Here is a 26,169-nt window from a genome sequence, read left to right as displayed (position 1 = left end):
GAACTGCACCCCATTATTAGATAAAAAAACTCTAATGATGGGGGTGTTTTTATGTCAAGGCTATTGAGTTGTACCTAAATAAACACTACTCATATAGAGAAACAGCATGAATCTTCTTGCAATCCATTGGTATACTTACAACGAACGCACCTTTCTCTTTGTTTCAATGAAATAAAAAGTATAATCAGCAGATAGTGAAGTGAATAATTTTTCGGCCTTAAATAGAATCCCAGCGAGCAACTAAATAAAGAATATCTTCTAAAAAGAAATTTTCATTAAAAAAGCCTAGGTGATACGATAGTAGAACTTTCTATTTCTTTCCCCTTCCATATCCATCGATTCGCTTTATCTCTACTTTTATTTAGGTACACATTATGATTAAGTTGATTATATTTATTTGAGTAATGAAGATTGGCCAGAAGCAAATTAGATTTTACTGAAACCATAACATTATTGTTAATAGTATTATGAGTTGCATGATATTGCATCAGTAATTGGCCACCATCCATGTTCATCATATCATTTCCATATAAAATATTATGTTCAATAAGAGTATTTATCGTCCCTCCACGTTTTTTATCATAGCCTCCAATTGAAATTCCTGTAAAACGATTCTTATAAATCATATTTCGTATAACTTGAACATTGCTAGTTTGTTTACCATAGTGTTCACTTGCGATTTCTATTCCTAGATCGTTATGACTTGAAACGTTATGCTCAATAATAACATCTTTTCCTCCGTCTATGTAGATTCCCCCAGCGGAGTATTCATGTTTGTAAGCAGGATTTGAATAACTGCTGACGTTGTAAATATGGTTCTCACTAATGAGTCCTCCACGAGCTCGGTCATATTTCTCAATAGGAGCTACTTTTTCAAAGCCAATTACGTCAATCCCAATATTATCAACGTTTCGAATTGTATTGGCATTGACGATAAAATCTTTAACATTTCCATTTAGAGTTAGTGCTTCACTAAAACCTAAGGTCAAGTTTTCAAGTAGGTTTCGCGATATTTCAATGTTTTCTAACGAACGCGGCGCTTTGGATCCATAAAAAGCTATTCCATGAGCGTTTCCATTTTTATGTGCAGTTTTAATATCGAAAATATGATTATTAATAATTCGAAGGTGCTTTCCACTTCCTTCTACTAAAATACCACATGGTGTATTTTGTGCCTTAGAAGTAGACGAATGACCTATATTCAAACCTTGAATTGTTATGTAGCTCTTATTTTTTATGCTAACTAGCCCTCCATCTGTAGAACGGCTTTTTATTTTTTCTCCACTAATAAGAGGCTTTTCACTTTTATAGTTCCTGAAGATAATAGGCTTTTGTTTAGTACCTGAATGGCTAATAATTAATTGTTCATAGTAGATACCGCCTCTGATGTAAACGATAGTTCCGGGCTGAGCTACTTCACTTGCCTTTCTTAATGTTCTAAAAGGTTTGCTTTTAGTACCCAGGTTTTTGTCATCCCCTGTAGGAGAAACATAAATTTCATGATGTATTATAGGAACTGCTGAAGGTTGATTAGCTGCCTCAACCCTTTGGTTTATACAGCATAGTAAAATAAAAAGAATACCAACTGCTTTTTTCATAAGATCCTCCTTAAAGTTAATGAATTTCACTTGCGAGATTTTTAAATTATACTATGGTTCTTTTAATAAGGATGTAAAACATCGCACCATGTCTTGTTATTTTTTAAAACTACAGCAACTTTTACATTTAAAACGGAAAGTGCTAAAGTAATGCTAGAATGTGGAGGTTTGAGAAATGAATAAGGAACTTAAGTTACGTCCTTTGGAAAGAGAAGATTTAAAATTTGTCCATGAACTCAATAATGATGCAAACATTATGTCTTATTGGTTTGAAGAGCCTTATGAAGCTTTTGTAGAGCTACAGGACTTATATGATAAACATATTCACGATCAAGGTGAGCGTCGTTTCATCCTTGAAAAGGACGGGGATATGCTTGGACTAGTGGAATTAGTCGAAATTGATTATATTCATCGTAGAGCAGAGTTTCAAATTATCATCGACCCTACGTATCAAGGTCATGGCTACGCAATGGTTGCCACAAACCTAGCAATGAATTATGCCTTTTCGGTATTGAATATGCATAAACTTTACTTAATTGTAGACAAGGAAAACGAAAAAGCAATTCATATCTATAAGAAGGTTGGTTTTTCTATCGAAGGCGAGTTAAAGGATGAATTTTTTGTTGATGGAAGCTATCATAACGCTATAAGAATGTGTATGTTTCAAAAAGAATATTTACAAACAAAAAATAAAAACTAAGGTTGAACTAGTATAAGAGTCCTGGTCACCAAAAAAAGAAGAAAGAATGAAATTGGACTTCTATTATAGGAGTAAAAAATCCTGAAGGAGAAATGTGCAAACCATTTAAATATGATAACATTGTAAATTGTAAATTATAGCAACCATAAGGATGGTATTATGAGTACATTTAATCCAACAGGATTGCTATTATTCTTAATAATTATTGGTTTAATAGGATTCCTAGCTTTTAAAGTTGTTAAAAGGTTAAAAAAGAAATAAGTAACAAGAAGGACCTGCTATCAAAACAGCAGGTTCTTTTTAATAAGAAGATACATAATACCAGTTTTTATGTACTTTTTTTATTTGTTTAAAATCCCCGTTAAAATCGCTTTTTGAAGGTTTGTTATCGTTTGGGTTATATACAAATCCCGAAAAATTGTCCAGCATCCCACGGTATGTAAAGAAAAGAATTGATTTAGCCTTTCCTTTCGTTTCTACTACGATGTCACCCCCACCTTTAGACAATTGAGTATACTTTTTAGGTAATTGAATAAGTGATGGACTATCAGATACATTAGGTTTAATAACACCATTTTCTATTTTAGTTGCAACCTCTTCTCTCTTATCTTGATGGATTTTAAAGTTGAAATCTAAGTTGACTTGATTGAATGGAAATAAAAACCATAATGAGATAGTAATGAGCTGAATAACAAACGGCTGCCACTTTCTCTTTTTAAAAAGATGAATTAATGTCCATATAGTCATTATGATAAAGAAAGCATATACAAATAACCAAATAGGTAACATTAAAAATTCTGTTATAATATCAACCATATCCCACTGGAACAAGGACACTAAAATAACGAACAAACTACTAATTAGCGATAAAAGCAACAATCGACTATGTTTCACACATTTTCCTCTTCCTAAAATAATTCTTTTTTACCTTAATTATATATTAAAATCCTTATAAAAGCGTATGTATAATGCGTACATAATTTGTTAACACAATCACTCTTCCAGAAAACATTATAAAAAAGGACCCTTGACGAAGGATAGTTCTTCCAAGGGCCCTTTTTCCGGAGTATGCAGCTTTTTATACATTGTTGACTGATCAACGTTTTCTCAGTAGGTGGATGAGAAACTAATGTATAAGAAGTGCACCTTTTATACATATGTTAATTTTAAAAAATATAGTATTTTCAGGTGAAATTTCCTCTTTTTTTAGTAAACCTTCATAAGATAGTCTGATAACATCCAAATTTGAGATGATATACAATTTTCTATTCTGCATGCTTATAAACATCCGGTCTCAGACTTTCAAATATTGGAATGTATGTTTGTTGTTCTGTAACTTTCTGTATATGAATTTCCGCTGTTATAATCTCTTCTTGATCTCCCCCCTCTTCTACGATGTTTCCATTTGGATCAATGACCATTGAATGCCCTGCGTAAGTGTTGCCGACATGATTTTCATTACTCACTTTTCCCACGCTGTTACATGCAATGACATAAACACAATTTTCTATAGCTCTTGCCCTCAATAGTGTTCTCCAATGGTCTATATTTCTGGTAGTCCATTGTGCAACGTAGAATATGACTTTTGCACCTTGAGACGTTGGGTAGCGTGTGATTTCTGGAAAACGTAAATCATAGCATATAATTTGACTGGCTTTGATATTGTTAATCTCAAAGACATCTGGGACTTCATCTCCCCCTGTTAAATAATGATGTTCATCCAACATCGGCACGAGATGTATCTTATCTTTTTGATAGAGCAGCTTACCCGTTTTTGATACAGCAAAGGCTGTATTATAAATATTTTCATTTCTTTTATTTGAAACTGAACCTGCAATGATATTCACTTGATGGTTAATTGCTAAACGTTGAATAAAGGGAAAAGTTCTCTTTAAATCAATATCTGCTTTTTCTGCTACATTTTTTAAATCATAACCTGTATTCCACATTTCAGGTATCACAACAATCTCAGTATCTATATGCAGCTTTTCTTCAAATAAGGACTCAATGCGGTTTTCGTTATGCTTAACTTCACCTTCTATAATCTCTGTTTGAAATAATTGTATTTTCATTTTTCTCCCTCTTCTTCATATATAAATTTATAAATAGGATATAAATCACAGTTGTATTTGACATCTTCGCCATGTGATGAAGAAATAATAGAAGGTTTAATTTTATCTATAATTCGTCCGCTATTAATATTTTCACCCATATCAACTGTAAACTTTCGAATCGGCGGATGTAAGGATTCAGCATTAGAAAAGAATAAGTCTCCAGTTAGCAGCACATTGTCATCTTTATGGTGGTATATCACATGTCCTGGTGTATGACCGGGTGTTAAATACACATCTACAGGTAACTTTTTAATGATGTTGTTACTTAGACTTTCGACTTGATGTTCCACCCCTGTTGTTTCTTTTTCTGCCTTATTTGGATATGGTTTTTCGCCATTGATAAAAGGCGCTTCAACTTCGTGGGCGTAAATAGGAATATTTAAATTATCTCTTAAATACTTGGCGCCATTAATGTGATCTAAATGGCCATGTGTGAGTAAAATACTTTTGGGGATACCTAAAGATTTTGCTATATTTAACTGAGTATGTGCATAGTCTTTCATTCCTGTATCAATGATATGAACACTCTCACCATCTAGCACGTACCATGTATTAATTTTTACAGGAATTCCCACAACAGTTTTGTAAGTAAGTTTGTAAATATGTCTAGAAATTTGGACAAATTCCAATTGATGCACCTTCTTTTGTTTTATTTGATAATATAAGTTTAGTAAGAAAAAATAGACGTAACAAGAAGGCACAATTTTGTTACTAGCCATTGAGGTGAAAAAATGTCAGACTTTAAAAGTGATCAATACGGTCCTTGTACGTTAACTGTAAAGCGTGCTTGTCCAATTGAGTTAACGATGCATATGATGGGTGGTAAATGGAAAGGTATTATTTTATCTTTGTTATCAAAATCACCCATGTATTATAATGCAATGCGCCGTGAAATACCGGGTATTACCCAGCGTATCCTTACACTGCAGCTTAGGGATATGGAAAAAAACGGATTGGTTGAAAGAGAAGAAACAAACGATAACCCTAAAAGGGTTTTATATTATTTAACAGATCTTGGAGAAAGCTTTGTTCCAATACTAAAATCTTTAGAGAAGTGGGGCAATGCTTATATAAGTCAGCAGGAAGAAGAATTAAAAAAATTGTAACCTTTTAAATAAACTCCTTAAATATATTTTACTTCTTTATTAATAACGCCTTGTTTTTTTATAATATAAGTACTTAATTAAGTAGTATCCGCGAAACTATATTAACTTGAAAATGCAAACTTATTCAATGAGAAAAACCTTTACCATGGCGGTAAAGGCTCTTCCTATGCTCTTCCCTAATGGGAATCTCTTGTTATCTTTATCTTTATTTTTAATTAAGGTCTATGAAAATTGACTGTTTTCTCGTCATCTCCTGTTCGTTCAAACCATCCTCTGAAAGCCCAGTTATCATAACCTCCATCGCCTTCATTAATAAATGTTCCTTCTTCAAATACCCAGACACCATAGGTAATACCATCATAATCTACGGTGTCAAAATATTGAACACCTTGTAATTGATCTGAATTATACCCTTGGCTCAAATTCATAACCATTACATTGTATTGTTGACCTGATTCAAAGAATGCTTTTTCCATTGCTCCCTTGACGAAACCATTTCGATTGTCGGCTGTTTTAGCCGCATCTGCAATCGCTTGTCCTATGGCTACGGGATCAACTGTTACGTCTCCTCCAACTTCTGCAGCTTCTGCGGAGCCTGCAGAACCTCCTAAATTCGGTAGAGCTAATGGCGTCGCTAACACAGCTAAACCTACGGCAGAAGCTACAACAGCTTGTTTCGCTTTTCTCATTTGATCTCCTCCTATTTTTAGGTGATTCTTAGAATATTTACCCTTTTTTTCCACGTTAAAACAAAAAATACTGTAATTAAAAATAGGAGGTAAACCATTTCATTCTTTTGAAGCATCTGTTCAACCAAAAATAGGCTTATAAGTTTTTTTCTAAAAGCTCGCCCACTTTTTCTGCCATTTCTCTCGGTGAACATGGCATCTCATTTTTGAGCCATTATTCTACTATGACGCCGTATTGGAAAAAGTTGAGGTAGCTCATTCAATATGATAACCAACTATTATTTAATAGATTTAGTCGCAATATAACAAGGCATATATTCAGTGATTTTCCCTTTGTGGTGATGATCTTCATAAAGATCTTGTAGAATGAATCCAGCTTTTAGCTGTCCCCCAATTTGAGTTTCTAAAGAATGACTAAACTGTACACCGCCATTCTTTATAAGTTCTTCATCATTTTCTACAGTGTTTTTAGTTCCGTCATAAGGTAATTTATTAACCACTTGCAATGCTTTCTCATCTTCTCCAAATAAATAAAGAGCAGGATTTGCAAAGCCAGATAGCAGAACGCCACCTTTTTTAAGAACTCTGAAACATTCTTGCCAAACGTGTTCAACATCTTGAATATAACAGTTTGATACAGGATTAAAAATCATATCGAACGTCTCATCTTCAAAGGGGAATGTCTTACTCATATCTCCTTTAACTAAATCAATGGAATAGCCTTCTCTAGTAGCCACCATTTTTTCTAATTCTAATTGCTTATCAGAGTAGTCAAAAACCGTAACTTCCGCATGCTGTGCTGCAAAGACTGGGCATTGCTGTCCTCCTCCGCTAGCAAGTCCCAATATTTTTGCTTTTTTAAATGGAATAAACCAGTTATGTGGAACAGGCTTACAAGGTGTTAAGTAAATATCAAAAATACCTTGAGTTGCATCTGCGAAATCTTGATGATTAATAGCTAATGACCATTCTCCTCCAGCTGAAGCCCACTCATCCCACATTTTTGAGTTGATTTTTGTATAATTAGCTTTTTGTGACATAGTTACTCCCCCTTTACCTCTTTTAGTATTTTGTTTAATTTTACCATGTCGCTAGAAGAATAATTTAGATATACTAATTTATTTTTTCCGTTTCAGATAATTAATCTGTACTGGAGAAGTACTTAATAGATATTTTTAAAAATAAAAACACCCTTTTTAAAAATTAAAAGGGTGTTTTTATCTTAAGTATAAAAGCTTGTATATAAACAAGATACGAGTTTTATTTTTAATGGCTTGTCTCGAAGCTTTCAGCCATCATTAGGTCATTTTTGTAGGCAGCCATTGCGAGTTCATATCTCACCTTTTGACTCGCTTCCACAAAATCAGCTTCCTTCACAAGGCCTGATAATGAATATTGGTGACCTTTAAAACCTACGTTCAGTTCAGTAATTTGATTGAAGTGAAAACTTTCTATAGGAATTCCATTCACATCTTTCAGCAAATACTGGCCATATTTCTCGTTACATGTTTGTGCTACTTGCTCCATTACTTTAAAAGCATCGTCCGGGTTTTGCCTATAGTTGAGAATAAGACTTTCATTTACCCGGCGTCTTCCTCGGGTTCCGTTCTGAAGTTCCGTAATGTTGCTATATGAGACGGTATAGAGGTAGCCGTCATACTGGCGAATCTTTAAGTAGCGCATGGTGATTTCTTCTATTTTTCCTTGGCGGTTTCCGTTGAGAATAACATAATCTCCGTGATGGATCTGGCGTTCAAACAAGTAAGTCAGTCCCATTATATAATCACGAATAATATGCTGGAGGATTATTGCCAGGGCACTGGCCAACACTACTGAACTAGTGAGAATCTTTCCGAAGTCAAAGAAATGGCTAAGCACATAAATAAAGAAAAAAGCCAGGCCTACTACTCTTGTCACCTGATTAGAAAAATGCATTAAGGTTTCTTCTCGTTTTTCATCTAAAAAGCTCGTTTTATCAAAGAAAAGCTTAATGAATTTGCGAATAAAATAAACGATAAGTATAATCAGCAGCGCTACCGTTAAAACCTTTACGGGAAACTGCTGGAAGAATTCAGTAAAAACCAACTTACCCACTCCTTATTTCTAACACTATACCAAAAGAATGTACGTAAAGACACAAATTTTCTGTTCTTTATAAACCTTAATGATAATAGCACGGTTTCATCAAAAAAAGAAGCGGTATCTATGCTTTTTGAAGGTCGGTATATTGATGATAATCTCTCAATTAATTGAGAGTAAAGAGGTAAGGTGAACTGTAATAGACTAATTTTCTTCGTTTTTTTGTAGACTATTCTTATATATCTTTTGACTTTTGCATGCTTTCTAATAAAGACATTCCTATATGTTCATCATTATTTCTACGTAGTCTATAATTAGCTAAAACGACGGACGCACCTTTATTTTCTTTATCAATCCCTAAAAATGAGCTGAAGCATCCTGTTCCACCGCCGTGCAACATTACATTATTATTTCTCTTTAAAAGCAACCATCCAAGACCCATATCAAATTTCTTTGTTCCATTACCGTGTTTTTTATGACAAGAAGAAAGATATGGTTTATCTTCGTACATATTTATTTTTGCGTATTCAAGTAAATCTTCAGCCGTTGAGGATACTGCCCCCGCCGGTGATATAAAGTTTTCTTTGTCCCACTGCCAGTTGCCGCAATCATTATTTTGGCGGTCATAACCTTGTAAATTATTATTTGAAGTACCTAAATAAGTATCCTTTAGTCTAAGCTCATTATGAAGAAAGTCATTCATAGTGTCCCAATATCCTTTGCCTGAAACAGTTCCTAACACATATCCAATAAGTGAAATACCGAAATTAGAATATTTCCACGAATAATCTACTTCTTTCAATTTAGTTCTTTCAATTAGCATTTTCATTTTGTTAAAATCCATGTGCAACGGATTATTTTTATTCAAATCGCTTCCTCCAAAAATCACACTTAAAATTATTTTAAAATATTCCCGTTTATTTAAAGGTAAGCTTCCTGAATATCCAGAAGAGTGAGTAGCGAGGCGGAGCAATGTAGGATAACACGTATCTTCTTTAAGTTCTTTTATGTATTTTTGTATAGAGTCGTTTGACGACACCTTGTTTTCAAATATGTATTTTGATAACAGCGATACAGTGAAAGTTTTCGTAATAGAACCAATTTCATAATGATATCTTTTTGCCGAGTCAATTTCACCGCTTTCATTATAGACTTTTATAATAGACTGATTGTCCGTTAAGTAGCCAACGGTTAGTTTCAAGTGCTTTTTTCCTTTGCAGGTTTTATTAATTAATCGTAATGTTTCTTCGCTGATTTCAAACATAATGATTGCTCTCCCTTATCCTTTATTTTTAAAATTTTAAAAGGATTAATCGATATGCTTTAAGTTAGATTAGCCTATCGAGTTTTTTTTATATTCTTTCTCATATTATCAATTGCTTGAACTCTTCGACTTTCAAGTTCTCCTATTACTCTCAACTGTAATTCATCGTGATCATCATCCATTTTGATGTTGCCTTCTTCTTCAAATCCATCATGTTCTTCCCCATCGAAGCTATAGAGTTTCTTCAAAAGCTTCCACATTATTTCCAACTCTTCAGTTGAGAACTTTTTAAAAAGTTCTTCCAAAAAGAAAATTCCTTTTTCTGAGACAACAAGCAGTGCTTCTTTTCCCGCTTTTGTAATTTTTACGTTAACTGCACGCTTATCTTTACTGCTAGGAACTACGTCAACATAACCCTTCTTTTCCATAATGGTAATTAACTGTTTGACGCTTTGTTTTGTAGTTCCTAATTTTCTAGCAATATTATTCAACGTTGTTTCATCTTCAGGTAAATGAGCAATTGCCACCATAGCCATATGCTGTCTTGATGTTAAAAGTTCAAGAGATTTATCACCTTTTACTTGAATTTTATTTGCCAGAGAAAATAAGGTAGCGTAAGTTTGCTGCATTAAGAAAAGCTCTTTATAAATATCCATATTCACCCTCCATTTTAGACAGTGTATTGTCTAAAATGAGAATAGTATATTTTGGTAATTAAGTCAATGTACTGTCTATTTTAATTTTGACTATTCTAAGGAGATTATTCTGTTACACTAAAGTAGGCAAAGAAATCATGATCGTTCGTAAGCAAAAGTTGTCCTTTCTTTATCCAATTAGATATACTAAAAAGGCACTCTAATTTAATACTACTCTTAAAAAATGTAAGAAAATCGATATGAAGTAAAGGAGAAAAGACATGAACCAACACACACAACCTTTAAGCCCTATCGCCTTCCATCTTGGTCCACTTGAAGTCCATTGGTATGGAATTATCATAGGAATAGGAGCTTTCTTAGGCTTCTTGTTAGCCTCGAAAGAAGGAAAGAAACGAGGGATCTCTTCAGAAACCATCTCTGATTTACTTCTGCTAGCACTACCCATTGCTATCATTACTGCTCGAATTTACTACGTACTTTTTGAATGGAGTTATTATAAAGACCACCCAGGCGAAATTATAGCAATTTGGCATGGAGGCATAGCTATTCACGGTGGAATTATTGGCTCTGTATTAACAGCTATATGGTTTTGCAGAAAAAAGAATCTTTCTTTTTGGAAAATGGCTGATGTTTTAGCTCCTAGCTTATTATTAGGCCAAGCTATTGGCCGGTGGGGAAACTTCATGAATCAAGAAGCACATGGCGGACCTGTTACACGTCAGTTCTTAGAAGCTATACATTTGCCTGATTTTATTATTAACCAAATGTATATAAATGGAACTTACTATCATCCTACGTTTCTCTATGAATCACTTTGGAACATAATAGGTGTGCTTGTTCTAATCGTACTAAGAAAATCCTTGTTAAAAAGAGGCGAAGTCTTTCTTACTTACCTGCTATGGTATTCGATAGGAAGATTTTTTATAGAAGGACTGCGTACAGATAGCTTAATGTTAATCTCTCATATCAGAATAGCTCAATTAGTTTCTTTCCTTTGTGTGCTAGGCAGCTTGATTCTGCTATGGTATAGACGCAAAAAAGGCTTGGCAACTAGTAAGGCTGTCTTTCTCTCATAAGAACCGATATTTTTATGCAGTTTTGTAAAATTAGTAGTTGATGGACTATGTTTCAGATATCAAAACGTGTAATGAGAACTAAAAAACCAATAAAAGCAGCAAGTTGATTTTCAATGAATCTGAAGATCAACTTGCTGCTTTTACGCATTAGTTATTAATATTTTTAATCGAAATTATGATTTATATATATTTTACTAATAATAAACCTTCTTTTATAGTTAAAGTATCCTCTTCTTGTGTGAAGCTGCACTTGATAAGAATTCATATTGGAGATGAAATGTATGTTAAATATAAATAAAGCCCAAAAACGGACTCTATTCTCACGAACAAATGCCCAGACGTCATCTAATGTTTCTTTATGGGCCGGAGGAATTGCTTTTACTTTTCTTTTTGCTTTACTGGCTTATGGATTAGCGAAAGTCCCGGGATTCGATCATATTGGTCCACTAGCCTGTTCAATTATAATAGCAGTCATTTATCGTCAAATTTGGGGGTACCCTGAAAAAATAAGATTTGGAATCGAGTTTTCTTCTAAAAAGCTGTTGCGCTATGCGATTGTTTTATATGGACTAAAGCTTAATATTGATGTTGTTATTCATCACGGGTTAGGATTGGTGCTTCGCGATGTGGGAACGGCTGTATTTGCGATTGTTTTAACGGTTTTTCTAGCCAAATGGATGAAGGCTGATAGCGGTTTATCCCTTCTTTTAGGGATAGGAACAGGAATATGCGGTGCTGCAGCTATTGCAGCTGTTTCTCCAATTGTAAAAGCAAAAGAAGAAGATACAGCTATCGGAGCTGGTGTTATTGCTTTAGTGGGAACCCTATTTGCGATTGGATATACCATTTTAAGACCTTATATACATTTAACAAATATTCAATATGGAATTTGGTCAGGCGTAGGTCTCCATGAAATTGCCCATGTAGCTCTAGCTGCAGCACCGTCTGGACGCGATGCTCTAGCTATTGGACTGTTGGCTAAGTTAGGCAGAGTGCTCTTACTTGTGCCATTAAGCTTTATCTTAATGTACTGGATGAAGCGAACAGGAAAAATTGAAAAGGATACCAAGATTGAATTCCCTTGGTTTTTAATAGGTTTTATAATCATGAGTATTTTTGGGAGTTATGTCGTTGGTAAGCACCTTATAATACCTAAGACGATCATGAATGATATTTCAACTCTAACTACCTTTCTTTTAACAATGGCTATGGTCGGGCTAGGGTTAAATGTAAGTTTGAAAGCTCTTCGAACAAAAGCATTAAAGCCGTTGATTGCGATGTTTATTACCTCTATACTCTTATCATTTCTTACGTTTTGGACGATGTAAAGACAAGTAAATTAAAATGATTAAGTAACAACTAATATTTCCTATACAACTGTTAATGCAAAAAAAGTTTCTTATTTCTCAGGTTTTAAATTTCTTCCCAAATTTATGGATTAATTATAGAGCAATCTAAACCTATAATCTAGATACTAATGGCAGTTCCCTCCCTAATAAACAGTTTCACTTAAAAAACAATCTTTATTGCAGTAAGTAGTGATGTAATAAAGGTTGTGTTTGTATATACTAGGGGTTGTAGTGCTGAACTTGGTGTTGTTTTAAGAGCATCAAGCGGATAAAAAGCCGAAGCATCTCCTACCATGAAATGCAGTAAAGCAGTGAAACATTTAGAAAATACATTGACGCCTCTGAATTAGTCATGGTATAAACACAATAGGAAAGTTTAACACTTAAAAGCATAAAAGCGATAAAGTTTAAAACAATATTTATATAAATAGAATACATAGGAGGAAACAACTACCATGGGACATAATAGCAAAATTATAGACTGTACCATTCGTGACGGAGGTTTAATTAATAATTGGGATTTTAGTGTTGAATTTGTGCAAGACTTATATAACGGCCTAAGCGCAGCCGGCGTTGAATATATGGAGGTCGGTTATAAAAATTCACCTAAGCTTCTTCAAGCAACCGAGCCCAATCCATGGAGATTTCTTGACGATAACTTTCTCAAAGAAATTATCCCTGAGAAAAAGTTTACGAAGCTATCTGCCTTAGTAGATATTGGGCGCGTAGATCCAAACGACATTCTGCCGAGTGAACAAAGTATGTTAGATATGATTCGAGTGGCATGCTATATTCGCGAAGTAGATAAAGGCTTAGAGCTTATAAAAATGTTTCACGATTTGGGCTATGAGACTTCACTTAACATTATGGCACTGTCTAGCGTACCGGAAAATCAGCTTATTGAAGCATTTGAAATGGTAAAGAAAAGCCCCGTAGATGTTGTATATATCGTTGACTCCTTTGGAAGCCTAGACCCTGCGGATATTGAGCATCAAGTGAAAAAGTTTCAAGCCATGATTCCTAGCAAACAGCTTGGGATCCATACGCATAACAACATGCAGTTAGCTTTTGCTAATACATTAACTGCGATGCGTAATGGAGTTACATTCCTTGATTCATCTGTTTATGGTATGGGCCGTGCAGCTGGTAACTGTAACACAGAGCTGCTTGTTAGCTACATCCCAAAACCAAGCTATGAGATGAAGCCGATTCTTGGAGTAATTGAAAAACATATGCTTGAAATGCGTCAAAAGTGGGAGTGGGGGTATATCATTCCTTACATGATTTCTGGTGTACTGAATGAACATCCACGTGTTGCTATGGCTTACCGTGATAGCGAGGATCGTGACAAATTCGTAGATTTTTATGACAAAGTAACGTCTCCAGAAGTTACTACGTCTCCAGCATCAAAATAAGTTAAAATGCTAAAAGTACCTCTGTTAATCGGGGTACTTTTTTGTTTTCGTACAAAGAGCCCGTGATTGTATAGCATCTACTTAAACTTTGATACCCTCGATCTCGACAATTAGCTAAATGTAAACAGTCACACTCTTCTTAAACTATTATTTATGTATGTAAACCGGCGTTCCAATGGGAACTACAGAGGAAAGTTCTAGAATATCTTCATTGTCCATTCTGACACATCCATGTGACATATCTCTGCCAATAGAAGCTGGATCATTAGTCCCATGTATTCCATATGTAGGTTTTGACAGTCCCATCCATAAGGGACCAAATACAGCTGGAGGGGTAGTATCTTTATTAATAATTTTAAATTTTCCGGTTGGAGTTGGAGTAATCATTTTCCCTACAGCAATCGGATATGTCTTTACTAATTTAGCTCCATCATATAGTTTTAATTGATGCTGCTTTATTGAGACATCTATCCTTTTTGCCATAGCACTACCTCCAATCTCTTATAAGTTAATATAAATAGAATTTTTTTATTGTTAACCACGTATATCGAATAACTGTTAACTGAAAAATATCTAAATTGATTCATAAAAATTAGTGCTATTTATACCGTTCTAATAGTGAAAAATTTCTTTAAAAGCCAAGGCCCTGGCGTAAATCCAAGTGTTAATTGCCAAGCTCCTATTGCTTGCAAACCAAATTTACGAACTAACACCATTTTTTCACTCATGCTTCTTACATCTTCAAACCATACTTCGTGCATCTGTCCCCCTTGATCTCTATACTGAAAAAATGGTGATTTATACTCCTTAGAATATTGGATGGGAGACTGATATTTCATCGCTGTTTTAATCGCATCTTGATTGGATATAGCAGATGCTACTGTGACGGGCTTGTAAGGAATTGACCAGTTATATCCATACAAAGGGACTCCAATGATAAGTTTTCTTCGCGGAACACTTTTTATCGCAAATTCTATTGTTTTTTTTACTTCAGTAATAGGTGCAACAGGCCCTGGTTCGCTGCCTGCATGATGCCAATCATATGCCATAATGAACATATAGTTAACAACGGCACCTATTCCCCCGTAATCATATCCTTTTAACCAAGGAATATCTTCGCTTGTCTTCGCTGGAACCGCTATGGTCAGTACGTACCCTGCAGGTTTTAAACGTTCACCCAGCTGACGTAAAAATCCTGTAAAAAAATCTCTATCCTCGGCCTTTACACGTTCAAAATCAATATTCACCCCGCCGTATCCTTTTCTAGATACTAAATAAAAAATATTATTAACAAGATTGTTTCTTGCTTGAGGATTATTTAAAACTTGATGGGCAAGATCAGAACTAAACCCTTCAGAAGTTAGATTAGTAATCGTAACTAACGGTGTAACTCGGTTTTTCCAAGTCGTTTCAATTGCTACTAAATCGTTTAAATCATTCATAATATCTCCATTGGTGCCAAAATGATATTCAAAGATAGAAATGGACGAGGAATAAGTTGCAAAATCAGTAATTAAATCGCGATCTAATTCTGGATTTCGAACGGCATAATACTCCAGTGTACCTGCAATATAGTCTGATATATTAGGGATTTTCATTTTCATTCCCACCTGCAAATAATTATAATGGACTGAAGGATTAGCTCCTTTTAATTGTTCTAAGGATACATAAGCTTTTTTAGCAATACTCCTCATCGTATCACCAGGTTGAACTGTGTACACGTAAGAAGCTATAAGTAAGGCTTGACCTGGAACAATATTTGTTTCTTCTAACCCATTTACCCTCCTAAGCTGCGCAATGGGATAATCATATCTACTGCTTATTGAAGACAGGGTATCACCAGGTTGAACTATATGAACAAACATGTTTTCTCCTCCTATGTAATCTTTATCAACTTATGTTTTATTTCGTGACAAGTTTAAAGAAGCCATTCAATAAATGTATATGAGGATTGTTTGTTTATATAACATAAAGAGGCAGGCGTTTATAAAACAATCTAAATGGTTACCTTACATACAGAAAACGATGGATCATTTCTTCTATACAGAGAAATACCGAATATGATCAAAGCTAGTATAACAACTGGGATTGGATCATAAAGTAGAGGTAATTAAAAGCATAGTCTAGTTGTGCGATTTTGCTAAAAAGGCAGCCAAATATTTGGCTGCCTTTTTAATCTTTTATTTTTTTAAAGGCTTTATATATATAACTTTATACATCCAAAACATCGCTTTTATCCTTAGATTGCTTGAAAGGCTGGTTAAAAATACTGAAATACATTGCTACTAGACTAATGGAAATTATTAACATTATCGAGATAGTTAAGGATGCATCTAATAACAAAATGAACCCTAATCCGGCTATGGAAGTAATAGTGGAAAGTATTGTCCATGTTGAAAATGTTTCTTTCATACTTAATCCAAAATATTCTTTAATCATCCAAAATCCTGCATCATTAACATGTGAGCAAATTGCACTTCCCGCTCCCGTTGCAAGAGTGACTAGGGCTAAATTAGCATCGTATTGAGACAGCATTGGAATAACTAATCCTGCAGTGGATATAGCCGCAACTGTGGCTGACCCTAAAGAGATACGTAATAACGCAGCAACTACCCAAGCAAGTATGATAGGTGACATTGAAGTTCCTTTAAACAATTCTGCTACATAATCTCCTACACCACCATCAATTAGTACTTGCTTGAAGGCACCCCCACCTCCAATAATTAATAGCATCATACCAATTGCAGCAATTGATGATGTACAAGAGTTCATAACTTCTTTTATAGGAGTATTTCTTGCTATTCCCATTGTATAAAATGCAAGAATTAAAGATATCAACATTGCAGATGAAGGGTTTCCTATAAGACGAATTATTTCAATCGTGGTATCATCTTCAAATCCTACTGATTTTTGAATCATATCTAGAATTGTAGATATAGACATTAATAAAACAGGAAACATTGCAGTTAATACGCTTATGCCGAAACCTGGTGTTTCGTTAAGTTTGAATGTTTTTTGTTCACCTAAAGAAGCTATATTACCCGTCTTCTTGAATGCATCAGGTACAATTTTTTTAGCCATCTTAGTATATAAAGGACCTGCTATGATGACGGTTGGTATTGCAACAATAATACCGTAGAGTAAAACTAATCCAATGTCAGCACCATACTCACCAGCTATGACTGTTGGTCCTGGGTGTGGGGGAAGGAAACTATGAGTTGCTAATAAAGCTGCAGCCATAGGAATACCTAAGTGCAAGATAGAGGCTCTTAATTCTTTCGCAATCGAAAATACAATTGGGATTAATAAAACTAATCCTACTTCAAAAAATAAAGCTATACCTACAATAAACGAAGCAACTACAACAGCCCACTGAATTCTTTTTTCTCCAAATTTGTTAATTAGAGTCATGGCGATACGCTGAGCTCCCCCTGCGTCAGCAATTAATCTCCCAAGCATTGCACCAAGCCCAAATATTAAAGCTATATGACCAAGTGTACCTCCTAATCCAGCTTCAATAGATGTGACAACCTTTTCCATAGGCATTCCAAGTGCTAAAGATACAACAAAAGATACAATTATCAATGAAACAAATGTATTTAATTTAAATCCAGTAATCAAAATTAGCAACAGAATAATCCCAATCGCTACTATAAATAATGGCATGATATACCTCCAAAAAATAATTAAAATATTTTTACTTGCTCCACTTATTGAAACACTAACTTTATATTTTAATTAGTAAGTAACTCTAGGACGCTTATGCTATTTTGTTTACTAGTCATAAAGTACAATTATTCGAAAAAACGCCCTTTGGTAAACGCTTTCAATTAAGTCCCTAAATTAAATTAATATTAATAGGTTAATTCTGTACTAATGTTTTTTCTTTGTCTAATGCTTCTACGCCTGCTTTTAGAACCTCAATAATTCGATCTGTGTCATAGATATTTCCACGCCACGTTCCTCCACTAACCGATTGAAGCGCAGCCCACAAACGAGTATCATCTGGAAGACCCGGATCCGGTTTTAGTTCTGGATGAAGGTCACGTTCTTGCAGGACTTTAGTTGCTTTTTCTAAAGAAAGTCTCGTATTCTCTGTTCCAACAAAATTAACTGAACCCACTAATTGATTACGGTCAATAATGATTTCAATTATGTCTCCATCACGCAATTTTCCAATTGGTCCCCCAGCTAATGCCTCAGGTCCAATATGTCCGATACATGCACCAGTAGAGACACCAGAGAAACGCGCGTCTGTAAGTAAGGAGACATGTTTTCCAAAAGACAAATGTTTTAGTGCCGATGTTAATTGATATGTTTCCTCCATTCCGGTTCCTGAAGGACCACCGCCCATAACCACCATTATATCTCCTGCTTCTATGCCTCCTGTTTTAATCGATTTTATGGCTGCTTTTTCTGAAGTAAAGACCTTTGCTTTTCCTATATGGCGATATACCCCATCTTCTCCTACCACAGATGGATCAATAGAAGTTGATTTAATTACTGATCCTTCAGGGGCAATATTTCCTTTCGGGAATGTAACTGTGGAAGTTAGACCTTTTTCTTTTGCTTTGGCTGGATCCATAATAATATCATCAGGATTGATTCCATCAGCTTCTAACAATTGTTTTTTCATAATTGCACGTCTTTCTGATTTTTCCCACCAATCGAGGTTTGAACCAAGAGTTTCTCCAGTAACTGTTAGTACATCTTCATGCAAAACACCTAATTTTCTCAAATGAAGCATCACCTCCGGTACTCCACCTGCTAAGAATACCTTAACAGTTGTATGGCCTACAGGACCGTTTGGTAGTACATCGACCAAACGAGGAACTTTTTTATTGATTCTAGTCCAATCTTCAACGGTAGGTATCTTACAATTAGCTGCATGAGCAATTGCTGGAATATGAAGTAATAAATTTGTTGAACCCCCGAAAGCTGCATGAATAACCATAGCATTCTCTATAGCTTTATCTGTAATTATATCTTTGGTGAAAATCTTTTTCTTCTCCATTTCTAAAGCTGCACGTGCTGATTGCTTAGCCATCTCCATCCATACTGACTGGCCTGAAGGTGCTAGTGCTGAGTGGGGTAAAGCCATTCCAACAGCTTCCGCAACAACTTGAGAGGTACCAGCTGTCCCAAGAAATTGGCATCCTCCTCCCGGTGTAGCACAAGCACGACATCCAAGGTCAGCAGCTTCTTGCAAAGTAATTTCGTTGTTTGCGTATCTTGCCCCAATTGTTTGAATCTTTCCTGCATCTTCTCCATTTGTAGGTGGAAGAGTAACACCTCCAGGGACAATGATAGTTGGCAAGTCATGCATTGATGCCAGAGCTACCATCATTGCTGGAAGACCTTTATCACATGTAGCTACTCCAATAACTGCCCTGCGAGTAGGCAGTGAGCGAATTAATCTTCGATAAACTATAGCCGCGTCATTTCGAAAAGGAAGGGAATCAAACATACCAGCAGTTCCTTGGGAGCGCCCATCACATGGATCGCTTACGAACCCTGCGAAGGGCACGCCACCTTGTCTACTGATCTCTTGGGCTGATGCCTTCATTAATAAACCTATTTCCCAATGCCCAGTATGATAGCCTAATGCAATTGGAGTACCATCATGATTCCTGATTCCACCTTGAGTACCGAGAATTAGAACTTGTTTTCCAAGTAGATTTGAAGGTGCCCAGCCCATACCAACATTTTGTGATAATCCAAAAAGGTCACCACTTGGTGAATCTAGCAACATTTCGGGTGTAAGTGGGAGTGAACCATCTGCTCCCTTCGCATGAGTTTGAATTTTATAAAGAGATACATCCTCTTCGCCAAATATGGATTGCAATGACATATGTATTCCTCCGTTAATAAGATTTTTTATAAAAAAGATATATTTTTATGTTGCACATACTATCTTCGATTAATTGGAGAATATAGGTTCCTCGAAAAAAACATCTTTCATTAATAATTTATGAAAATTTTTCTGTCCCTAGTGCCTGGCCTAGTATTTGTTCTACTTGTTCCTTCTTTCTTTCACTAAGTTCGCGAGCTGGAGCTATCATGTTTGTAGAAACTTTTATCCCCCTTAAAGAAAGAGCTTCTTTAATTATACTTACAAAAGGCTTATCTATTTGATATAAGGATAATAAACCTGACAATAGACGATGTGATTCAATTGCGCGAGCATAGTCTTTGTCCATAAAAGATTGATAAATATTTACAGAAAACTCTGGTGCAAAATTTGCAGTGCCGGGAATGGAGCCATCTCCACCGAGAGATAACGTGTTTAAAAAATGATCATCGTATCCTGAGAAAACAGCAAAATCAGGATGGGCAGCCTTTACAGTTAAAATCATTTCCCTTGTATGAGAGACTGCATCAACGGTTTCTTTAATGCCTACAACATTAGGATAAGATTCGACTAGTTTAAGAACAAATTCTGGCGATAAATCTTGGCCTGTTAATGCTGGGAAATTATATAAAAGGGTGGGCATATCTACTTTTTCAGCAATTTGAGCAAAATGCTGAAAGAGATTATCCTCGGATAACGGCCAATAATATGGGTTAATAACTACGATCCCATCTGCCCCTATTTCTTTTGCATGCATACTTAGTGAGATAGTCTCTTTTGTGCTTGGAGTACCAGTGCCAATTAAAACTGGCAAACGTCCATTTACATATTGAACTGCAAATTCTGCTACTTTCTTCCTTAAAGAAGTTGACATTTGACTAAATTCTCCGCCCGACCCTAAAAAAAACAGCCCATTTACTTTAGACTCAATTAGAAAGTCAATTAAATTTTTCATTCCTTTTTCATCTAAGCATTCATTTTGATCTACTATTGTAGAGACAGGCGGAATTACCCCATGAAACCTTGTTGTTTTTTTCATTATATTTCCATCCTTTTAAAATTTAATAAAAACAAATTTTTTAAGCTCATATAAAAACTTAACTTAATTGTTTAAATATAATTTTTTTGTATTTTGGCAAAAAGATAATAAGAGATTACTATATCTTCTATTTGTTAAGAATTGACTTTCTTCTAATAAAGGGTCTCTTTAGATACGTGTAGTAGCTAGAATTGTTTCTTTTTAAATGCTTTAATTAACCTAATAAGAATTTAGTTATTATGGGCTAAGCAATGTTATTATAAATCTTTGCTTAGCCTCCTTAATATCACATTATTTATAGTCATTTTATTATTCTACTCTCTCTTGAATAGGGTTTTTCACTAAAAACCAATAACAAAGTGCTGCACATCCTGCAATAATACCACCTGATATGAAGGCAAGAGAGTAAGATCCAGTCTTATCTACAATTAAACCTGCTATAAAGGGTGAGAGTGCACCTCCAAAATAACCTCCAAAGTTTTGTATAGCGCCTACAGATGCAACCATAGAAGGAGGGGCAATATCACCAGCAAGAGCCCAAGCACTTCCTGTAATTGCGGAAATAAAACAAAGTGCTAGTGTGAATAAAGTTATTTTCATAGCAAGACTATCCACAAAAGGAACAAAAATCACCACAATAGCAGCTAATATAGCACAGATACTAATTAGCGCACGTTTTGCCTTAACTGGAGACGTTATGCCCTTATCTACTAGTTTTTTTGTAAGATACCCTCCAAAAATAGCACCAAATATTCCACCCACCCACGGGATACTTGCATAAATGCCTAGCTCTTGAAGCGTAACCCCATGCACTTCAACGAGATATAGAGGAAGGAAGACTAAGAAGATATTCCAAATCCAAATGGTACAGAAGAATCCTAAAATCATTCCCCAAACAGTTTTGTATTTAAATAACGATCTCCATTTAATTTTTGAATTTACTAGGTTTTCCTCAAAGCCAGCACCTTCTGATTGAATATATTCGAATTCTTCTTTAGAAAGTTTTCTGCTATGTTCAGGGTTTTTATAAAAAATCCAAAAAGCAATACTAAATAACACTCCTGCAATACCGGTAATATAAAATAATGATCTCCATCCAAAAGCCAACATGATTGCGACTAAAAGAGGAGGAGCAATAGCAGGACCCCATTTCGATGACGAATCCCAGAGGCCTGTTGCAAATCCTCTTTCTTTTTTTGGAAACCAATAAGATGTTATTTTTGCACCTGTTGGCCAGCAAGGTGCTTCACCAGCCCCTAGTAGTAACCTTACAATAATAAATGAAGGTAGCTTATTAAAGAGTCCCATCATAAATGTAGCTCCACTCCACCACAAAACTGCAATTGAATATATCTTTTTTGTACCAAAACGATCAATTAGCCAACCAGCAGGAAGTTGCATTAAAGCATAAGACCATGAAAAAACTGTACCTAAAAGTCCTATATCTGTTTTTGTTAAATGTAACTCTTTCATCATTTGCGGAGCAGCAATGGATAGATTTGCCCTATCTAGGTAGTTGATAAACCCACCTATAATTAACCAGATTACAACCGTCCATCTCCAATTTTTTTTTGGTGCAGTAGAAAGCACGGGCTCTTTAGTTTCAATTTGCATTTGTTTATCTCCTAATCAATTAAAATAGATGAAAACAAACGAAGTGATAGTTATGCACCTCCTTATCATTATTTAATTTCATACAATGATTAAAGAATGGAGTTACGGTTTTACAAATACTGTTTTAATAGAAGTAAAGAATTCAATTGCAGCTTGACCTTGTTCACGAGAGTGAGAGCTAGATTGTTTCATTCCTCCGAATGGTGCTTGTAATTCTACCCCGGCAGATTCTGCATTGATACGCACAAGACCAGCATCCATCTCATTTACGAATGAAAGCATACGCCCAATTGATTTCGTAAAAATGGAAGCACTGAGTCCAAACTTTACATCATTTGCAACATTCAGTGCTTCTTCTAACGTTTCAACTTTCATAAGGGCAAGTACTGGACCAAAGATTTCCTCTTGAGCGATAGTCATACCACTAGTCACGTTTTCGAATATAGTAGGCTCCATATAGAAACCATCAGCCAAATTCCCTTCAACTAGACGTTTACCTCCATAAACTAACGAAGCCCCTTCTTCAACACCTTTTTCTACGTAGGCAAGTACCGTGTTAAGCTGGTCTTCACTTGCACAAGGCCCCATCCAAACATCTTTTTCAAGGCCATTTCCAACTTTTATTTCTTTCACTTGTTCAATCAGCTTTTCTTTAAATTCATCATAAATTTTACTTTGTACAATTACACGACTTGTAGCTGTACATTTTTGTCCAGTGGAACGCAATCCTCCACTAATAGTTGCCTCTACTGCTTGTTCAATATCGGCATCGTTAGCAACGATAACTGGATTTTTTCCGCCCATCTCTAATTGATATTTTGCACCACGTTTTAGTGCGCCTAAACCAACTTGTTTACCGACTGCATCAGACCCTGTAAACGTAATCCCATTAATATCTGGATGATCAATAATACCTTGTCCGATAACAGAACCAGAACCCGTTACCATATTAATCACACCACGTGGCAAACCTGCCTCTGCAAAACATTCCATAACTTTTGCAGCAGTAACTGCTGCTTCTCGAGCTGGCTTCAAAATAACAGTATTTCCATAAATAAGAGCAGGAGCAATCTTCCAAATAGGAATAGCTACTGGGAAATTCCAAGGTGTAATAACACCCACTACCCCAAGAGGAGCACGGGTTGTGTACATAAATGCTTCAGAGTCTGTTGAAGGTAGGACATCTCCTACTTTTCTTAGACCTTCTCCTGCATAGTAGCGAAGAATTGCGACCCCTCTTGCAGTTTCACCTTTTGCTTCTGGAAATGTTTTTCCCATCTCGCGGGTCATTGTCTTTGCTATTTCATCTAGGCGCTGCTCAAGCATATTTGCTACTTTATACAAATATTCACCACGAGCAGCCCCGGACAGTTTATTCCAGGAAACCTGAGCTTTTTTAGCAGAAGCAACAGCACGATCTAAATCTTCTTTTTCAGAATGCTGTACATAACCGACTACATCATGTCGATTAGCAGGATTGGTACTGCTATCCACTTGCTCCACAGAACCCGTTACCCAGTCTCCATCAATATAGTTTAAATACATTTTCTCTTCTGTTGTTATATTCATCATATTTCCCTCCATATTATCTGAATCAAAAGTTAATAAATTCATAAATTTCTGATATTTAAAATCAAAAAAATAATTTGAGTTTAATAATTAAGTTTGAAATCATTTAATTAGACCGAAATTTTGCTTAATAACCTTACACTATTTTTTAATATACCAATGCTAGGAATTTCAATTTCAATCTGATCCCCTTCTAATAATGTAAAGTCATTTGGTGGTACAATACATGTGCCAGTTAATAATACGGTGCCATCAAAAATTTCATTATCACGCACTAAGAACGAAACCAATTCTTCAAATTTTCTTTTTAATTGACGTGTACTAGCTGTTCCCTCTACTGCAAGGTTTCCATGACGATAAATACGGCATATGATATCAAAGTCATATGGATCTTTTACGGATTCGGTGAGGAGAATGGCTGGTCCAATAGAACAAGAATGCTTCCACATTTTTGCCTGTGGTAGATAAAGAGGATTTTCTCCCTCAATATCACGGCAGCTCATATCATTTCCAATTGTATAACCAAGGATTTTACCTTCCTGACTAATAATCAAACCTAGTTCTGGTTCAGGAATTTGCCATTTAGAGTCACTACGAATATAAACTTCCTGATTGGGTCCAACTGTGCGAGCAGCTGTAGATTTAAAGAAAATTTCTGGACGTTCTGCGTCATATACTTTGTCATAAAATGTGGTAGCGTCTAATTTTCCATCTGTAGCTTCATAGTTTCGAGCATCGCGGCTACGTTCGTAAGTAACTCCGGAAGCCCATACTTCTTGAGCAATAATAGGTACAAGTAATGAAAGTTCTTCAATAGATTGTGGGATAGGCTTAGACTTAGAAATCATATTTTGAACAAAAGAAAGAGGAGAGATCTTTTGTGCGTTCGCTTGATGAATTAGTTCTATAAACCCTTCCTGCTCAAGAGGGTAAACTGTTTCTTCTGATGTAAGGGCTGCCAAAACAGGTTTTGAATCTTCACTTAAATATCGAATAATACGCATATAAATAACCTCCATTTGTTTTATAATATAAAACTCAGTTTTTTAATATAGACAAAAGAGAAGGGAACCTCTTTATTAAATCGGTATCCCATACCCCATCTGCTCTGATAATTCGGAAGCTGCTTGTTTCAGTTGCTGAACAAAGATTCCTAACTGAATGTCATCTACTCCTGCGATAAGTGTCGAAAGACTTATAGCGGCAATAACCTTATTTTCGTGATTTCTAATAGGTGCTGCAATGCAACGGACACCAGGTTCATTCTCTTGATTATCGACGGCATAACCCTGACTTTGAACTTTTTCAAGTTCCTGCAAAAATTCAATTTCATTTGTAATGGTGAATTCGGTTTGCTCAGTATACTCATACCCAGATAAAATTTTCTGTAGTTCATCCTTTTCTTTAAAAGCAATCAAAGCTTTTCCTACTGCAGAACAGTGAAGTGGAATTCTTTTTCCTATTCGGGAATAAAGAATAACAGCCATAGGACCTTCAACTTTATCAATATACGTTCCTTCTTTACCATCTAAGATGACTAAATGTGTAGTTTGTCCTGTTTTTGCTGATAAATCCATCAGATATTTTTTAGCTAATTGTCTAATATCTAAAGACTGAATAACATAGTTTCCTCTTTCAAAAAGTTTCATCCCTAGTCCATACTTTCCATTCTCGAGGTTCTGATGAATGTAGCCACGTTGTTGAAGCGTTTTCAATAATGAATGAACAGTGCTTTTGTGAAGACCAATTTGATCACTTATATCTGTTATTTTCAATTCTGTCGTATGTTCATCAAATAGGTCAAGGATACGAAGGGCGCGATCTACTGATTGAATAATAGGCATGGAGTTTCACCCTTTTGTTTTATATTATAAAACTTGTTTTTATTATTACAAACAATTTTATAATATAACTATAATACTAATTATTCTGAAAAGTCAACCACTTTTTTATTCAAATGTAGAAGACTATATTACAAGTCATGATTTTTGAGAATTGATTATAATCAATTCTTTTCCTTCATAATCATATCTTATTCCTGTTTTAAAAC

At 35.3% G+C, this 26,169-nt stretch carries 23 protein-coding genes; 5 read left to right on the top strand and 18 right to left on the bottom strand.

The window, feature by feature from the left end:
• Nucleotides 1-275: 275 nt before the first annotated feature.
• Entirely contained in the window at nt 276-1,598 is a 1,323-nt protein-coding gene (locus AC0C45_RS12205) for a DUF1565 domain-containing protein (protein ID WP_472928159.1), read from the bottom strand.
• A 175-nt stretch (nt 1,599-1,773) separates the two neighbouring features.
• On the opposite strand from AC0C45_RS12205, the gene speG reads away from it, so the two are divergent.
• On the top strand, nt 1,774-2,298 hold the full coding sequence (gene speG / locus AC0C45_RS12200; RefSeq protein WP_013056444.1) for a spermidine N1-acetyltransferase: 525 nt from the start codon (nt 1,774-1,776) through the stop codon (nt 2,296-2,298).
• A gap of 300 nt (nt 2,299-2,598) precedes the next feature.
• Here speG and AC0C45_RS12195 read toward each other — a convergent pair whose 3' ends face one another.
• From AC0C45_RS12195 to AC0C45_RS12185, 3 genes are all read right to left on the bottom strand, one after another.
• Nucleotides 2,599-3,192, bottom strand: a complete 594-nt coding sequence (locus tag AC0C45_RS12195; protein ID WP_257063206.1) for a hypothetical protein — start codon at nt 3,190-3,192, stop codon at nt 2,599-2,601.
• 371 nt (nt 3,193-3,563) lie between these two features.
• On the bottom strand, nt 3,564-4,370 hold the full coding sequence (locus AC0C45_RS12190; protein WP_257063204.1) for a carbon-nitrogen family hydrolase: 807 nt from the start codon (nt 4,368-4,370) through the stop codon (nt 3,564-3,566).
• On the bottom strand, nt 4,367-5,041 hold the full coding sequence (locus AC0C45_RS12185; RefSeq protein ID WP_034653010.1) for an MBL fold metallo-hydrolase: 675 nt from the start codon (nt 5,039-5,041) through the stop codon (nt 4,367-4,369). The genes AC0C45_RS12190 and AC0C45_RS12185 overlap by 4 nt, the downstream gene beginning before the upstream one ends.
• A gap of 102 nt (nt 5,042-5,143) precedes the next feature.
• Here AC0C45_RS12185 and AC0C45_RS12180 point away from each other — a divergent pair, with 102 nt between their 5' ends.
• Nucleotides 5,144-5,518: a winged helix-turn-helix transcriptional regulator gene (locus AC0C45_RS12180; RefSeq protein WP_013082630.1), complete on the top strand. Its 375-nt coding sequence runs from the start codon at nt 5,144-5,146 to the stop codon at nt 5,516-5,518.
• A gap of 215 nt (nt 5,519-5,733) precedes the next feature.
• Here the strand turns inward: AC0C45_RS12180 and AC0C45_RS12175 are convergent, their stop codons facing one another.
• The 5 genes from AC0C45_RS12175 to AC0C45_RS12155 all read right to left on the bottom strand — a co-directional run bounded on the left by AC0C45_RS12175 (nt 5,734) and on the right by AC0C45_RS12155 (nt 10,206).
• Nucleotides 5,734-6,207 carry a hypothetical protein gene (locus AC0C45_RS12175; RefSeq protein ID WP_034653014.1) on the bottom strand — a complete coding sequence of 158 codons (474 nt, stop codon included), beginning with the start codon at nt 6,205-6,207 and terminating at the stop codon, nt 5,734-5,736.
• Between the two features lie 278 nt (nt 6,208-6,485).
• Nucleotides 6,486-7,247, bottom strand: coding sequence for a class I SAM-dependent methyltransferase (locus AC0C45_RS12170; protein ID WP_257063198.1), 762 nt, complete (start codon nt 7,245-7,247; stop codon nt 6,486-6,488).
• A 226-nt stretch (nt 7,248-7,473) separates the two neighbouring features.
• Entirely contained in the window at nt 7,474-8,301 is an 828-nt protein-coding gene (locus AC0C45_RS12165; protein ID WP_233335099.1) for a mechanosensitive ion channel family protein, read from the bottom strand.
• Nucleotides 8,302-8,521: 220 nt separating this feature from the next.
• Nucleotides 8,522-9,550 carry a serine hydrolase domain-containing protein gene (locus tag AC0C45_RS12160; protein ID WP_257063197.1) on the bottom strand — a complete coding sequence of 343 codons (1,029 nt, stop codon included), beginning with the start codon at nt 9,548-9,550 and terminating at the stop codon, nt 8,522-8,524.
• A gap of 74 nt (nt 9,551-9,624) precedes the next feature.
• The gene (locus AC0C45_RS12155) at nt 9,625-10,206 is read right to left on the bottom strand and encodes a MarR family winged helix-turn-helix transcriptional regulator (RefSeq protein ID WP_034653019.1); all 582 of its coding nucleotides are present in this window, start codon (nt 10,204-10,206) and stop codon (nt 9,625-9,627) included.
• A 260-nt stretch (nt 10,207-10,466) separates the two neighbouring features.
• On the opposite strand from AC0C45_RS12155, the gene lgt reads away from it, so the two are divergent.
• The 3 genes from lgt to AC0C45_RS12140 all read left to right on the top strand — a co-directional run bounded on the left by lgt (nt 10,467) and on the right by AC0C45_RS12140 (nt 14,046).
• Nucleotides 10,467-11,282, top strand: a complete 816-nt coding sequence (gene lgt, locus AC0C45_RS12150; RefSeq protein ID WP_047933371.1) for a prolipoprotein diacylglyceryl transferase — start codon at nt 10,467-10,469, stop codon at nt 11,280-11,282.
• Between the two features lie 281 nt (nt 11,283-11,563).
• Entirely contained in the window at nt 11,564-12,610 is a 1,047-nt protein-coding gene (locus AC0C45_RS12145; protein WP_034653024.1) for a YeiH family protein, read from the top strand.
• A gap of 476 nt (nt 12,611-13,086) precedes the next feature.
• Nucleotides 13,087-14,046, top strand: coding sequence for an aldolase catalytic domain-containing protein (locus tag AC0C45_RS12140; protein ID WP_016766402.1), 960 nt, complete (start codon nt 13,087-13,089; stop codon nt 14,044-14,046).
• A 147-nt stretch (nt 14,047-14,193) separates the two neighbouring features.
• Here AC0C45_RS12140 and AC0C45_RS12135 read toward each other — a convergent pair whose 3' ends face one another.
• The 9 genes from AC0C45_RS12135 to AC0C45_RS12095 form a co-directional block, all read right to left on the bottom strand.
• Entirely contained in the window at nt 14,194-14,529 is a 336-nt protein-coding gene (locus AC0C45_RS12135; protein ID WP_013082624.1) for a L,D-transpeptidase, read from the bottom strand.
• 119 nt (nt 14,530-14,648) lie between these two features.
• Complete coding sequence (locus AC0C45_RS12130) at nt 14,649-15,911, bottom strand: glycoside hydrolase family 18 protein (protein WP_205662607.1); 1,263 nt, start codon at nt 15,909-15,911, stop codon at nt 14,649-14,651.
• Between the two features lie 346 nt (nt 15,912-16,257).
• Nucleotides 16,258-17,712 carry a GntP family permease gene (locus tag AC0C45_RS12125; RefSeq protein ID WP_051975619.1) on the bottom strand — a complete coding sequence of 485 codons (1,455 nt, stop codon included), beginning with the start codon at nt 17,710-17,712 and terminating at the stop codon, nt 16,258-16,260.
• A gap of 196 nt (nt 17,713-17,908) precedes the next feature.
• Entirely contained in the window at nt 17,909-19,897 is a 1,989-nt protein-coding gene (locus tag AC0C45_RS12120) for a YjhG/YagF family D-xylonate dehydratase (RefSeq protein ID WP_047933360.1), read from the bottom strand.
• 118 nt (nt 19,898-20,015) lie between these two features.
• Nucleotides 20,016-20,936, bottom strand: a complete 921-nt coding sequence (locus tag AC0C45_RS12115; protein ID WP_280169010.1) for a dihydrodipicolinate synthase family protein — start codon at nt 20,934-20,936, stop codon at nt 20,016-20,018.
• A gap of 309 nt (nt 20,937-21,245) precedes the next feature.
• On the bottom strand, nt 21,246-22,550 hold the full coding sequence (locus AC0C45_RS12110; RefSeq protein ID WP_047932996.1) for an MFS transporter: 1,305 nt from the start codon (nt 22,548-22,550) through the stop codon (nt 21,246-21,248).
• Nucleotides 22,551-22,652: 102 nt separating this feature from the next.
• Nucleotides 22,653-24,119, bottom strand: a complete 1,467-nt coding sequence (gene gucD, locus AC0C45_RS12105; protein ID WP_034653029.1) for an alpha-ketoglutaric semialdehyde dehydrogenase GucD — start codon at nt 24,117-24,119, stop codon at nt 22,653-22,655.
• Between the two features lie 110 nt (nt 24,120-24,229).
• Complete coding sequence (locus AC0C45_RS12100; protein ID WP_472928158.1) at nt 24,230-25,123, bottom strand: fumarylacetoacetate hydrolase family protein; 894 nt, start codon at nt 25,121-25,123, stop codon at nt 24,230-24,232.
• 75 nt (nt 25,124-25,198) lie between these two features.
• Complete coding sequence (locus AC0C45_RS12095) at nt 25,199-25,963, bottom strand: IclR family transcriptional regulator (protein WP_047932989.1); 765 nt, start codon at nt 25,961-25,963, stop codon at nt 25,199-25,201.
• Between the last annotated feature and the right edge of the window lie 206 nt (nt 25,964-26,169).

The organism is Priestia sp. VA7 (assembly GCF_055710015.1).
This window is presented reverse-complemented; position numbering and strand designations above follow the sequence as displayed.